11 protein-coding genes are annotated in these 14,996 nt (G+C 38.5%); 2 read left to right on the forward strand and 9 right to left on the reverse strand.

The window, feature by feature from the left end; all coding sequences use genetic code 11:
- Positions 1–531: 531 nt before the first annotated feature.
- The 4 genes from DPX34_RS08150 to DPX34_RS08165 form a co-directional block, all read right to left on the reverse strand.
- On the reverse strand, positions 532–1,233 hold the full coding sequence (locus DPX34_RS08150) for a hypothetical protein (protein ID WP_111977921.1): 702 nt from the start codon (positions 1,231–1,233) through the stop codon (positions 532–534).
- 90 nt (positions 1,234–1,323) lie between these two features.
- Complete coding sequence (locus tag DPX34_RS08155; protein WP_111977922.1) at positions 1,324–3,063, reverse strand: substrate-binding domain-containing protein; 1,740 nt, start codon at positions 3,061–3,063, stop codon at positions 1,324–1,326.
- 152 nt (positions 3,064–3,215) lie between these two features.
- On the reverse strand, positions 3,216–5,618 hold the full coding sequence (locus DPX34_RS08160; protein ID WP_111977923.1) for a PilZ domain-containing protein: 2,403 nt from the start codon (positions 5,616–5,618) through the stop codon (positions 3,216–3,218).
- Between the two features lie 96 nt (positions 5,619–5,714).
- On the reverse strand, positions 5,715–6,449 hold the full coding sequence (locus DPX34_RS08165; RefSeq protein ID WP_111977924.1) for a tRNA-uridine aminocarboxypropyltransferase: 735 nt from the start codon (positions 6,447–6,449) through the stop codon (positions 5,715–5,717).
- A gap of 423 nt (positions 6,450–6,872) precedes the next feature.
- Between DPX34_RS08165 and DPX34_RS08170 the strand changes: the two genes are divergently transcribed.
- Together DPX34_RS08170 and DPX34_RS08175 are read left to right on the forward strand one after the other, a co-directional pair.
- Positions 6,873–9,914, forward strand: a complete 3,042-nt coding sequence (locus DPX34_RS08170) for a phosphorylase b kinase regulatory subunit alpha/beta (RefSeq protein ID WP_111977925.1) — start codon at positions 6,873–6,875, stop codon at positions 9,912–9,914.
- A 338-nt stretch (positions 9,915–10,252) separates the two neighbouring features.
- The gene (locus DPX34_RS08175; RefSeq protein WP_111977926.1) at positions 10,253–10,600 is read left to right on the forward strand and encodes a hypothetical protein; all 348 of its coding nucleotides are present in this window, start codon (positions 10,253–10,255) and stop codon (positions 10,598–10,600) included.
- 543 nt (positions 10,601–11,143) lie between these two features.
- On the opposite strand, the gene DPX34_RS08180 is transcribed toward DPX34_RS08175, so the two are convergent.
- The 5 genes from DPX34_RS08180 to DPX34_RS08200 all read right to left on the reverse strand — a co-directional run bounded on the left by DPX34_RS08180 (position 11,144) and on the right by DPX34_RS08200 (position 14,996).
- A complete protein-coding gene (locus DPX34_RS08180; RefSeq protein ID WP_111977927.1) occupies positions 11,144–11,548 on the reverse strand; it encodes a DUF2721 domain-containing protein in 405 nt (134 codons plus the stop codon).
- Positions 11,549–11,838: 290 nt separating this feature from the next.
- Positions 11,839–13,125 carry a tetratricopeptide repeat protein gene (locus tag DPX34_RS08185; protein WP_111977928.1) on the reverse strand — a complete coding sequence of 429 codons (1,287 nt, stop codon included), beginning with the start codon at positions 13,123–13,125 and terminating at the stop codon, positions 11,839–11,841.
- Between the two features lie 261 nt (positions 13,126–13,386).
- Complete coding sequence (locus DPX34_RS08190) at positions 13,387–13,995, reverse strand: energy transducer TonB (RefSeq protein ID WP_111978054.1); 609 nt, start codon at positions 13,993–13,995, stop codon at positions 13,387–13,389.
- Between the two features lie 13 nt (positions 13,996–14,008).
- Positions 14,009–14,416: an ExbD/TolR family protein gene (locus DPX34_RS08195; RefSeq protein ID WP_111977929.1), complete on the reverse strand. Its 408-nt coding sequence runs from the start codon at positions 14,414–14,416 to the stop codon at positions 14,009–14,011.
- A 52-nt stretch (positions 14,417–14,468) separates the two neighbouring features.
- Positions 14,469–14,996: a MotA/TolQ/ExbB proton channel family protein gene (locus DPX34_RS08200; protein WP_111977930.1), complete on the reverse strand. Its 528-nt coding sequence runs from the start codon at positions 14,994–14,996 to the stop codon at positions 14,469–14,471.

Here is a 14,996-nt window from a genome sequence, read left to right on the forward strand (position 1 = left end):
TCTTTATGGATATCGACACAAAAAGTGGCGAGGTCTGCACCAACATGGCTATCACTGTTAGTTGATAAACTGAGTCAACATCACGCAGTAGCGATCGCAGTGCAGTAATGCGTAGAACTAATATCAAAGCTATGTCCACGCGCCCACCCCAAGCGAGATTTGAAAGATGGGCTATATCAATTCGGTGTTATATCCTTGGTTGAAAATAACGGGATTGATTAATAAGTGAGCTTAAGTACCTACATATGAAATGCGCTTAAATGAAAGAATAGTGGTGCTCTTTTTAGTTCGAGCAACACAGAGTAAGCGCATTTAAAACTCGCCTGAAAGGAATGCCCCAGCGGCTTTTGACCTGCGTTATCGGTATTTGAAAGGGAACAACCATTCCTGTACACCGACGCCTTGTTCAAAAACCGCCAGACGCACTCTGAGAGATCACTTATTTATATGAATTGATATAATTCACCCAACCTGCTTAACTGGCGTATACCCAAGTCACTTGGGTATATTGTAAGTGTTAAGCCGAACGCCTTAGTCGCCCACGACTTTTAAAGAAGGCCTTTCAATAGCATCACCTAATGGATTATCTAACGCTTGCAGAGCACTATGTAGACGTTGCTTCTTGCGCGCTATTAATAAATCATCACTTTGATTAGCGGTATCGTTTTTTAAAAAAGTCGCCAGCTTATTTCTAGCTTGTGTCACTTTTAATTTTTGTTCATCAACGGGAGGATGCTCAATAGTCGACGACAGCGCTTGATTAAGTTTATTTTTAGCCGCTAAAACTTTTTTGCTGGCAGCCGTTTTTGTTGCAGGCTCGGGATCATCTGCATTTAAGGTTAAACCTTCTTGCGCCATTTGATTAAGCAACGCTTCAGAGGGTAAACGTAAATGCGCAATAGAATCTGTTAAGATGGTTTTGATACTGATTTTTTCAGCCAGTGAAAAACTCTTAAGCATACCTAAAAGCTTTTCGGGTGATAAAAAAACCGCTTTAATATTGGCTAACAATACCGATTGTGTGGCCATAATCGTTGAATCGGCACTTTGTTTAGTATCAAACTCATCAATACTAAACCCTTCTTGTTGCATTTGCGCTAATAGGTCAGCAGAAGGAATACCGATGTTATTCAGTACATAGTTAATATTTTTTTTAACCTGAATTGCCTCAACTGCACTATAGGTCGGGAAAACAGACATTAAATTAGCTTGATTTGAAAATAATGTAAACATTAGATATATGCAGCTAAAGCTACATCCTCATGTTATTGAAATTAAGACGAAACACGATTTACCGCACAATAAACCGTGATGGCTAATTAGTTACATTAACCAAACTTCAACGCGTCGATTGCGTTCTCGCCCTACTTCAGTTTCGTTATTTGCAATGGGCAATAACTCTCCAAATCCTTCTACCGACATGACATGCACGCCTCTTGATATTAATTCCTTTTCTACTGCCATAGCTCGTTTAAGAGACAACAATTTATTCTTTTGACTGTTGCCAATACTGTCAGAAAAGCCCATTAAAACTAAGCGTCTCCCTGGGTTTTCTTCCATAAATTCTATTAAGCGCTGTAAATCACGTTTACCTTTATTATCAAGGACTTTATCAGCGTAATTAAAATGAAAATTAAGTGATAAACGCTTAGCTTCACGCGTATATTCATTATATTTTCGCGGTGCACCATCTAACGGATATACGGTTTCAATACGAATATTTTGTGATATCAACCCCGTATCTTCAACTAAACTTTGCCCTTCACGTGAGATAGCATAACTGGCAAAATCTTTTATCAAGTCACTCGCTTGAGTTGGGGTATATAAATATAAACGGCGTGATAATGCATAATCTTCAGTACCAATGGTGAAACGAGTGGGGAAAATAGACGTCGTGCCTTCACCTTCTGAAATTGACAACGCTTTATTATGTCGAATGTAACTTAAGCCAATAAAGCCAATGGCCGATTCATCTTGTGAAACAAGCGTAGAAAGGTCTGAACTTGATTCTAAGCGCTGCGCATCTTTAACTAAGTTCTTTTTAAATTTCTTAAGCACTAAATTTTTGAATGTGTCCCAAGTACCAGATTTTTTATCACGTGCGAAAACCTTAATCGGTAAATCAGGGCCGCCTAATTCTGACCAGTTGGCGATTTCACCAGCAAACACTTTGGCTAAGTTTTCTGTTGATAAGCTTTTAAGGGTATTATTTTGATTAACGATAATAGCTAAACCATCTAACCCAATAATATGTTCATTACCCACCTTGCTTAAATCACCCAGTGAAGGCAATAAACGCTGCACCTCATCACGCTTAACCCGGCGAGATGCCATACCGATATCGGCTCGACCGCTTAATAAATCAGAAAAAGCCGTACTCGAACCATGCGCATGTAATTCAACTGCATAAGCTTGGTTATTTTTTATGTACTGTAAGGTTTTTTCAACGGACTCATCCGTTGTTTGCCAATAAAAGGTTTCAACACCTTGGGTTTTTAAAAAACCTTCAATTAATGCTGGTGCTAATTTTTCACCAATCGTGTTTGAGCCATGAATTTTAAAAGCGAGCTTAGGTGCACTAACCGGTAAAGTTAAAACGGTTGATGGTGCTGGTTGCGCGGAGGCTATATTTTGTATAGTTGTTTGGTCATTTATTATTGGTGTATTAACAGCCGATGACTGAACCACCGATTCGCTAGGCGAGCTAGATGGTGTTGCAGCGGGTTGTAAAAATAACCAACCACCAATCAATCCCACCACCATTATTACCGCTAAAAGTAGGTAAAGCGGAAGCGAAAAAAGTGTCGGTTTGGCGTTTGATTGACTATTTGTATTAGCGGGTTGTGCGTTATTGCTTATCACTTGCTTGATCGAAACAATTAATGCACTGATCTCGTCATGCTCAAGCGCACCTAACTCATTTAGAACAAGGCTTTGATATTGCTCATCAAGCAACATTTTGTCTGCGGAAATATCAATAGAAAAAGCCTCTTTTGCCAGTAAAGCCAACTTTTCATATTGTAATTTTATATTTGGTTTTTGGGTCGTTCCACGAGAATTCATTTTATTCTTCTTTTAACAGCATAGAAAAATTATCGTGGGAGTGTAAATTTCATTTATGGCATTTTAATGACAACGTTCATTTTTTTATTTTTAAAAACATATAGTTACATTTTTTAAACAATTACCTAACAGGTTAAAAAATATAATGAAAATTAATCAAATACATCAAAGACTAATGCATTTTGCTGATCGATGATCTCACTTATTTTATCGCGCGAATAATTGAAACGGATAAAAGCTTCTGTGGTGATATCCGTTAACGTTAGTGTTGAGCATACCTGACTAATCATCTTTTCTAACTTTTGTTTAGCCGCCGGTTGATACATGGAAAGATAACTCATTTCTAATGATACATGCCGATAATCCGGTGGGTAACTCTTATCAACATCTACACGCAAAACCCAACAAACCCCACTTTTTAAACATTCATTGATCATGGTTTTACGCGCTTTGTCATTTCCCAAGTTAGTTAACCAAGCAACAACGCGTACTTTACCTTCATTGTAAGAGACTAATAACTCAGCGAAGTCATGCTGATCTTCGGTTAATGTATATTGCGAAAACTGTTGAATAAGTGCAGCTTCAAGTTGCTTGGTTTCTTGCCGTCTAAATTTTTCAACTAACGCGTTTAAACGCGTGGCAACAGGGGCGTTGGCCAACACACATTCAAAGTGTTCTTCTGCGGGTTTGCTCATAAAAGCACACGATTGCGAGGTGCTATAAGCAAATAAATTATGCAACGCGCTTTCTAATCCAATAATGCGTTTGTCGCCCCCTTGATTAATAAGTGCTTTGCGGCGGCTCAATTCAGAAAAATATTTACGCCCTTGGTGCTTGCCCGACTTGGCTTTAAAATTACAGATATTTCGTTCAGTATTCGTACCAATAAACTGATAAGGTACCCGTTTTAAACTATGCTCACTCGTGGTTAATTGTAATTCAGGGAAATCTAAATAAACGGTATTGCCCAGCTCGGCATTAAATTGCTCTTCAAATTCTACCTGTAGCCCGTTAGCCGAAATATTTTTAGTACAACCACTAAAAAATTGCTTCCCGGTATCGGCCTCTACTACCGCTCGATATATATAGCGAGGTTCGCTTCGCATACCTAAAAATTTAAATTCGACAAATTGTAGCGTTTCCGTTTTTTGTCTTAGCACATGAAACTGATTAATTTCATTAATACGCTTCATGTCGGTTCGCTGACGATAATAATTTAACCTTGCTTGGTGATTGGTTACATCAATTAACAAAGCATAATAATTCAAATTAGATAAATGCTTAGTGAGTGTCGCACTGAGTGGTTTATTCCGTTTAATAATTTCTCGTCCGGCCTCATCAGGTATAGCAACAGGACTCCATGCTCTTTCTAAATCAAGCTCTTCAAGTTGTATTTTATATACTCGCCAGCTGGGTTTGTTTGAACCAAAATTAAAATAGAGATCGGTTAATTTAGTGGCGGCAAGCTCATCTAAGGTTGCAGAAAAATGATGTTCTCGTTGATTTTGCATATGAGTGAAACAAAACACATAAAGCGTTTTCACATGACCAATGCTTTCTAAAGCAGTACGAATACGCTCTGCGGTGATCACCCCTGCTAATTGCGATATTCGCTGCTCATCTTGCCAATATTCACATATACCCTTATTAGATTTTTGCACACCTGCATATTTTAATTCAACTTGTGTTCCTTCAACTGACAAGAGTAACGGTAGCGATTTAGCGCCATAAAAATAAAATTGCTCGAATAATTTATTGCGAGCCGCGTCAAGGGTATTACATGCATCTAGCCGGTATTTACGCCGATAACCACGAACAAACTTTTGAATAAACTCGACAAAATCACCAACTGTTTCAGGTTCAAATAATTGTAAACCCGCTTGAATTTCACCATCCTCTTCTTTTTGCCAGCGAACTTGATACGCGACCTTAAATGAAAAATCTCGTTTATATTTTTTATCTAGGTCGGTAAAATGAACAACCACCACCGTATCATTAGGCAAAATAGTATTGAGCTTTAGTTTTATTTTTAAGCCCGTTGGTGACACATCTTTCGTTTTAGCTTTAACGGGTTTTAAATTGGTGGCGATGGTTAAATCGGTCACGTAGTGCATACGTTCTTCTGAGCGAGTAATCCGTTTGCCAAAAATAATAGGCAAAGCAAATGTTTCTTCTACTTCAGTTTTTTGGGTTTTACTATCGAAGTTAGTCTGCGGTCGTACTTTAAAATGGCGTAATATTTTTTCGTAAGCTGCAAAATTATAAACACCGTGCTGCATTTCAACTTCATGTTCAAAATAACGTTGACCTTCAACCGGTAAAAAATGACTCACGCCTTGATATTCAAATAACTCACATTCACCCATGTTTTTTTCACGTAAATCAATAGGGCGTTTACATTCTGACGTTAAACGACTGAGCTCCATTTTTAACAAAAAACGCTCTGAATCAGACAAGTCAGCGGTATTTTGTTTAAATATTTGATTGAAATCAGGCGCACTCATGCACGGCACTAGTTCATCAATCATTTCTTTTACGGTATCAGGTAAGCTCATTGATAATAATTAGGTCAAAATAGATTAATCGTAATAATTAAGATTAATGCTAAATTAGCTTTTTTGACAGTATTAAGACGATTTTCATTGAAGAGTTTAAACCCCTTTCAGTTTTTTTAATGCGCTTAACCTATGATGAGCTTCTGTTATTTTAGGTTGTTGGGTTTGCCTAGACGCTAAATAATGTTGAGTAAACACAGCAAACGTATCACTGACCGCTTGCGCAACTTGCATCTCATCATGTTGTGCTAACACACAAGCAGCGGCTTCGGCGGTTGCTAACTGCCCATCAATAAGTGGCTTTCTTAACCCATATTGGCCGTTTAAATCTAATTCTAAACTCAATACGGGAATATTGGCTAACCACGGACTTAAAGTCATCATGCGTCTGGCTTGCTTCCAAGTACCATCTAATACGATCACGGTCGTTTTTTGATTGCTTTCAAATGAAAAGTCAGTATGCACAACTCGCGATTCGGTTGACTGCTCAGGATATAAAATAACGCATTGACGATTGGGATCGGCCAATAGATTTAATAATTCAGCGGCGGGTTCAGTGCGTGACCAACAAAAACAAAACGTATTTTCAGGTAAAATATCAGCAATGATACGGCCAGTATTGGTTGGTTTTAAAATTTCATTGCGATGCAATAATAAAACAAAATCAAGCTGACTATTTAATTCTACGCGTAAATCACACGCACAAATATAAAGAGCAAGTTGACACTGTTCACAGCGTTTTAATAATTTACCACGTGCATTAAATGGCCGAGTTGCTTCGGTTAAACGTTGTTTTTTTAAGGCGGCAAAACCATATGGGTGACTGATCATGATAAGTTGGCTATTTTAAATCAAACTAAAAAACGCAATATAACATTTTGGCAATAAAACCGTGCTTAAATTGTTTTTTGAGCATAAAAAGCCAATAAATAACGAAAAAAAGCGTATCCATACGTTTGCATCGTGCAATACAACCCCACTTACCGTTATTATTCAATGCAAATAGGGTTGATATCATTTCTAAGGATTAGAGATTCATCGCAAGGATGTTTTTTTATACACAAATAATAGACATTAGTAACCTTTAATCAACCTTAAATAAACAATATAAATAGGCTGTAAAGCCTTATAAACGTGGGGCTCGCATTTTCAGCAAGCTTGGGTATATACTAACCTTAACCGCTATCAATCTTTCAACGCTCGCAATACAAAAACAAAAACAAAATCTGCTAGCTCATTTAACAGTGAAGCCTTATGAAAAATACAGAATTACTAAACACGTTATACAAAGATATTAAGCAAATAATTTTAAACCGCCAAAACCCTATCACCGGTTTATTGCCCGCGAGCACCGCTATTACCACGCACGGTGATTACACCGATGCTTGGGTACGCGATAATGTGTATTCGATTTTAAGCGTCTGGAGCCTTAGTATGGCTTTCAAACGTAATGGCGAAACAGATAAGCGTGACCAATTAGAACAATCAACCGTTAAACTCATGCGCGGTTTATTACAATCGATGATGCGCCAATCGGCTAAAGTTGAAACGTTTAAACATACATCTGATTCACTCGACTGTTTGCACGCAAAATACGATACCAATACCGGTTTACCGGTGGTAGATGATGATAAATGGGGCCATTTGCAAATTGATGCAACCTCGATCTTTTTATTAATGGTCGCCCAAATGAGCGCCTCGGGTTTACGTATAATAAAAACATTAGATGAAGTTGATTTCATCCAAAACTTAATTTATTACATTGCTTTTGCATACCGTATTCCTGACTACGGTATTTGGGAACGTGGTAATAAAATTAATAATGGTAAAACAGAAATTAATGCCAGCTCTGTGGGCATGGCGAAAGCCGCATTACAAGCACTTGATGGGTTTAATTTGTTTGGCCCAAATGCTACCGCCCGTGCTGTTGTTCACACCATTCCAGATGCGATATCACGCGCGCGCAACACACTTGCCCGTTTATTACCGCGTGAATCCGTATCAAAAGAAGTCGATAGTGCCATTTTAAGTATTATTGGATTTCCGGCTTTTGCTGTAGGCGATCAAAAATTAGTTGATAAAACACGTTCTAAAATTTTAACTGAGCTTGGGGGTGAATATGGTTGTAAACGTTTTTTATGGGACGGACACCAAGCCGCTAATGAAGATCATACCCGCATTCATTACAATCATTCTGAATTAGCAAGCTTTGAAAATATCGAATGTGAATGGCCGTTATTTTATACCTATTTATATATTCAAGCCTTGTTTGATGATGACAAAGATCAAGCGAGTTTCTATCGCGAAAAACTAGAATCTGTGATGGTAGAGATAGACGGCAAAGGTTTATTACCTGAGCTTTATATTGTGCCAGAAGAGTTAATCGAAGCTGAACGTAAAAATCCGGGCTCACAAAAGCGCATTCCAAATGAAAACCTACCATTAGTTTGGGCACAAAGCATGTATTACACAGGTTTAATGCTCGACACGGGGTTAATCGAAAAAGACGACTTAGATCCATTACAATTACGTAACCGCTCTACATCAGCCAACGATACGCAGATTGCACTCGTTGTTTTAGCCGAAAATGATTATGTCAAAAAACAACTCGCACAAAGAGGGGTATTAGCAGAATCAATTGATGATATTAAGCCTTTACAAGTTATGTCGGCAAGCAGCCTTGTCGAAGCTTATCAAAAAGTGGGCACAAATGACGCATTAGGTTTAACCGGTAGACCGAAACGTCGTTTCCAAGGCCTTGCAACCGCGCAAACTTACAATATTAATAAACAAGATTATTTATGTTTATCAAGCTTGCAACACGATGAAATCGACTATCAATTATTTGATGCCCAGTTAGCTAGTGAGCACTTACAATCAGAATTAAACCACATTAATAAACATTGGATAAATGAAGAAGTTGCCGTTTTCACTTACATGGTTAAACAAGCTATGTTTAACAGTGAAAATAACGATGTATTTTTTGATACATTGCGTAATCTTCAGCTTCGTAGTACACATGTTAACGTGGGTTATGCGTCGGCATCACTGGCTTTTAGAGCATCGCGTGTTAATCATTTATGGGTTAATAATAGACAAGTACAATCAATCACGGCAACACCAGAGATTGAATGTCGCAATCAATATGCATTTGATGTGCAAACATTGAATGCTGATGTGCAAGAAGCCCTACCGGCGTTTGATCATGATTCAATAGGTTATCAGCAATTAGTGACCTGGTTAACTCAATACAAGTTGAGTGATACGATAGGGACTAATATTGATTTTGAACAGTTTATTGATGGCATATATCAACACGCTGAATACCAACAACATTGGCTAACTGCTCGTTTATGTTTCTCGGTATTAAATTATACACATAAAGAAATTTCAGAAGACTTATCATTACTATGCGCACGTAATATTTCAATCAGCATGGGCAATGTCGAGCCAATTACCTTGGCTGATGATGACGCACGACTTGAACCGCTTGAACTCATCGAAAAAATCGATACGGTATCAACCGACTTACTTGAGCGCACATTATTACAAGAATTGCTGGTCATATTAGGTTTTACTATTCGTACACAAACCATACTCTTTAGTGGTTTACGTTCAATTGACTTACACAGCTTATTAGCCGTCTGTGCAAGCCACAATGAATGTACCGAAGATACTTATATTGCTTTAGCTGCCTTATCACCATTTGAGTTACTTGAACGCGTTAAAATGACGCTTGAAAACCAACATCAAGCTTACAGTTTAGATGTTGAAAATAGCTTCTCTAAAGATGATGCAAATTCAGTGAGCATTAATAGTGCAATGAACATGAACTGGTTAGAATGGCGTTCAGCTCGTGGCTTAATCACACGCTTTGATGATGAATTTTTAAATGATATTTATCAAAGTCTGGCTAAAGCTAAGAAAATTGTTTTTTCTGACCGCCCTGATGCTGACGAGTTTATTGATTGCGAATTAGTGCGTAGCTCTATGACCTCACGTGAAGAAAGCTTTGCCCATTTACTCGATAGTTTAATTCAGCACTTTCATCCGATTTACTTTAAAGCAGCCATTGTCGAAGTATTATTTACTTACATACAATATTGTAGTGATAACCCTGAAAAGGTGTTCAACTCACCAATTGTACTCGGTCATATTTTAGAGCAAGCCGCTGATGATTATGTAACAGACGAAGGCAAATGCTCTAACCAAGAGCGTAATCTAGATTGCTTATTACAACAATCGCCTGAAATATTACAAGCGCATACATTGCGTGTATTGGCTCAATTAACATAGTCGTCTTTATATAGTCTTCTCGCTCAGGTTTTATGGTTCATTGTCAGCGCTTACTCGCCCCAATCACATAATAGAGCATATGCTCATGGGGTCTCGAAGCTTGACGGCTTCCCCTAAAACCTGATCGCTTTAGCTATAATAATGAAGCCAACAAACCAACGTTAACAAACCATAAACCGTTAACGTTGGCATATGTTTTAATAAGAGAAAACTGACTCACTTAAGATGAAAACAGCATTAGAACATGCTGTTTTTTTGCGCTATTATATTAAGAGTTTATAAAAGCCTAAGCTTTTTGGCTCACCTAAGTTTATTTTTCATTTTACGAGGTTATTTGTATGGCGATCAGCAGTGTGCAAAATAGCATTAACAGTGCCATTATAAATTCGACCGCTCAGCAAACGAATAACAACAACAGCGCCAGCAAGGCCAATAGCGACTTACTCAATGCGGCTTTAAATCGAAATACAGAAACAACGAGCTTAAGTACACAAGGATTATTGGCGCAAACAGCAAGCCAACAGATCAGCTTAACCGGTAGTATTCTTAATTCGATAGGCGGTGGCGACTCGGTTACGAATGATTTAGTTGGTTTACAACTTTATGGCAAAAATCAAATGGCGACCGATAAATTACCCGATAAAGTCGGTAATGTTGTCGGCAATATAATTGACCAATTAATATAACGCGCCCTTACCACTTTGCTGATTTTTTTTATAAAGTGATTGGCAGCAATAAAGCGATTTATATAAAAATAACCCAGTCATAAAGAGCTCAACAGGTCGTTGTAAAGGATAACTCTCAAGAGGCTGCTCAAAGGTAGCACTCAAAATCCACACCCAGACGATCAAAAGAGATCGAACAAAAACACGAACACGAACACGAACACGAACAACCAATGATTACTTTTTTCACTTTGCCTATCCAAGCGCTTATTCATGCAGCTTAGGTATATCAACAGCCACTCACTGTAAACTTATACCAATTCATATAAATAAGTGATCTCTCAGAATGCATCCAGCGGTTTTTGAACAAGGCGTCGGTGTACAGGAATGGTTGTTCCCTTTCAAATACCGATAACGCAGGTCAAAAGCCGCTGGGGCATTCCTTTCAGGCGAGTTTTAAATGCGCTTACTCTGTGTTGCTCGAACTCAAAAGAGCACCACTATTCTTTCATGTAAGCGCATTTAAACGCTCGCTGAGTGGGCTCTTATTATTATGGATTGGTATTACACATCGTGTATTTTGCCTAAGCTTTCTAACTGTTTATTTAATGCATAACCGCTTATATAAACTTCATAAAAACAAGTACACAAAGAAACAATTAAACATAGCAAACTTAACGCAAAAAATGCATTCATTATTAAAACCCAAGACAATAAGCTAAAGCACATCGAAAAGGTACACAGAATAAACGAAGCAACGCCCCATAATTGCTTGTGCCTGATCAATTTAATACGTAAACGCAAATGCTCAATTTGCTCACGCATGGTGTCATCCGCGGTTTCTTTATATTGCTTATAAAGTGAACGCGTTAAATTAGCTATCACGATAAAACGATTCGTATAAGCCAGCAATAATAAAGATATTGCCGGAAATAATAAAACCGGTGTTGTCATCCCTACATCAAGCATATCCATTCCATTTGTCTGTCATCAATAAGACAATATTGGCAACTTACTCGTGATCCTACAAGCTTACTCGCCATAGCTTTGCGTTATGTTTGCTATTCATCGACAATTGCGCAATCTGGTATTTAATATGCGCGGCCAATACGTTAAGAATAAATAATTGAAGAACAGCTAAGTTAAAAACATAGGCATTGTTAAACAACAAAACCCGCTAGTGCGGGTTTTGTTGTTTTATAGCAATCACTCTAAAGCAAAACTAAGCGCCAAAGGCGTGATGAATAAAGCCAGTTTTTTTATAAACCCGCTTGGGCTAATTGCATTTCAGTATCGGCTTCACGACGCACATAACCAGTCCACTGGTTTGCCATTTTTTGACTTTCTTTAAAGTTTGCTGCCGACTCAAAGGCAACAATCGCTTCGTTAAACTTTTTAAGATTATAATAAGACATGCCAAGCACTAAGTGCGTAATACCAGGACGATCAAGCTGACCTTTATTAAGTGCTTTTTCAGCGGCTTTAATCGCGCCTTCAAAATCTTGAATGTTCATTAATGTTTGCGCTAATTCAGCGTCTAAATTACCATCTTCAGCTAACGTTGCCGCTTTGGCTAAAACCGGTATGGCGGCTTTCTCTTCACGCGCCATCACTAAGCTTTGTGCAACAAATTTTAAATTTTGTGTTGTTTCTTCAACAACACCGTCAGCCATGGCTTTTTGTAAAAGCTGTGCACCTTTATACGGTACGCGGTTAAATACGTATAACTGAGATAACGTTAATAAATCAGAGCGTTTAGTGACAAAACCACGCTGATAAGCGGTTTCCATCGTCGCCATTTGTTTAACTTCTAACTCTAATTCACCGTACATATTTGAAAGCTGTAACCAATATTCTGGTTTATCAAATAATTGCACCATACGCTCTAAAACTTGAGCGACTTTTGCTGGCTGTTTTAGTTCGTAATAAATTGCACGTTGTAGTACTAACCAATTCTCTTCTGGAATTTTCTGATCGGCTTCGGTTAAATCGATCGCCGTTTGGAGTGGTTTTAACGCCGACTGATAATCTTTTTTAGCGTAATGAGCTTGAGCTAACAAAACGTATGAACGTGCATTCACTTTATCACCCGCTGCCGCCATCCATTGCTCTAAATAATTAATCGATAAGTCGTAATCTTCGGCCATCATGGCTAATTGAGCCAAACTATAAAGCGTGCTTAAACGTAATGATTCAGGGATCGCTTCTTCAGCAACAACCTGTTTAAAACTTGAAATCGCTTCCGCGTAATTTTCTTGATTGTAATGAATAAAAGCGTAGAAGTTGTGCATCATCGCCACTTCGTAGCTATTCATTGACGCTTTTTTCTTTTGTACATTATCAAGCGCTTCAATGGCTTCGGTTGCTTTACCTTCATCGGCAAGCGCTTGAGCTCGTGCTAACTGACTATACACTTTGGCACGTAAAGCAGGCACTCGCTTAGTGGCTTTTTCTTCTGTTTGACTTTCAGCAGCATATGCTACATTCGCAACCATGCTTAAGCTTAACGAGCTAATGGTGATTAAATTAATTAATAATTTACGCATATTCATCTCCAATATTTATCAATATAGTGTGAAACAGAAAACCGTTGAAAATGATTTCAAGATGAAGCGTCCTACTTCTTGAAATCACTTAGCGATTTAGCCCTACCGTCCAATTTAAACGAGCATTAAATCGCAGGTTTGTGAGCAGGTTAATTAAGCGTCTGCTACTGTCTCGATTGTTAAAAAATAAAAAGCGCTTTAATAAAGCGCTAAACTAAATACGCTTTGAGCTTTGCACAAAGCGTATTTAAAACGTTTAGGTTATTTCGACATTTCAAATGAAATGCGATTTTGCACCCCTGCAACTTCTACAGGCTCACCACTCACAACACGTGGCTTGTACTTAAATTTTAAGGCGGCATTTAACGCGGCTTGATTAAAAACACCTTCTGGTTGAGCTTCAACGACAAATGGATCTTTAACCGCACCCGATTTATTGACTGTAAATTCAACAATCACATAGCCTTCTATACCTCGTTGGGCAGCGCGTCTTGGGTAGACAGGGGCAACTTTCACGATAGGTAAGTATTCACCATCACCAGAATCAAGTGACAAACCACCTTTGATTCCAACATCAGCGGCTACATTGGCACTAAAATCAGCACTTACCGCATTAGCATTCGGGTTAGGCGTCGCCATTTCTGGCTGTTCCATCGGTGGTGGCGGCTCTTGTGGTTTAGGTGGCTTTTTAGGTTTGCGTTCTTTCTTTTCAGCTTGTGTTTCTTTTTTCACACGCACGAAATCCAGTACACTGCCCTTTGGTGCATCAGAAAGTGCACCTTCACCACTAGCTATTAATGATTGCATTCCCCAAATGATGACAAAGGTCACCACTGAAGCAAATACAATCGCGAGTAGGTATCGCACAATCACATTCATGGCTTTATTGATCCGCTGCTATTGAAACATCGTAAGCACCAGCCGCTCTTGATGCATCCATCACTTTAACTAACGTGTCAACGTTGGCTTTTTTATCCGCTTGAATAACCACTGAACCTTGTGGGTTTTCAGCTTTTAAACGTTCAATATTCGCTTGTACAGCACGAACATCAACACGACGTTTATCAATCCAAACTTCACCGGTTTCGTTGATAGCAATTAATATATTTGCACGATCTTTTTTAACCGCCGTTGGAGCATCAGGGCGATTAACATCAATACCCGCTTCTTTTACAAATGAAGCGGTAACAATGAAGAAAATAAGCATGATGAAAACAACATCAAGCATTGGCGTCATATCAATCGCTTGTTCTTCATCATCTTGCATTACATTAGTCATTAACTTACGCATGTTTGTATTCTCTTTTTGTAGCCAAGCATATTGCTTGGCTTGGGTTTATCTCTTATCTTTCAACTAACAAGTGGTCTTCAAGCAATTCAACTTGGCGCTTTGCATTACGCTGTAACCAAGTTAATGCAAAAATGCCTGACAATGCACCAACCATACCGGCCATTGTGGGTATAGTGGCTTTAGACACACCCGATGCCATTGAACGCGCACTACCTGAGCCTGAAATAGCCATCACATCAAAAACTTCAATCATGCCGGTTACAGTGCCCATTAATCCAAGTAGTGGACATAAAGCAACCAAGGCACCTAAAAAAGCAAGGTGTTGATTTAATGCAATTGATGCTCTTGATATTTGTGCTTGACGAATTTGTTGTGCATCCCAAGATGCACGTTCATTTCGATTTAACCAAGTAGACAAAATATTTTTTTCATACGAACGATAGCCATTTAATGCGTAAACAATGCGCTCTAAAATAACGATCCACATGATAAAGATTAAGCCTGCGATCAACGTTAATACCTGACCGCCTGTTTCCATGAAGCCACGAATGGCTTCAAACATTTCGAAAAAAGTTAGCAT

Source organism: Algibacillus agarilyticus, from assembly GCF_003286125.1.
GTDB classification, from domain to species: Bacteria; Pseudomonadota; Gammaproteobacteria; order Enterobacterales; family Alteromonadaceae; genus Algibacillus; species Algibacillus agarilyticus.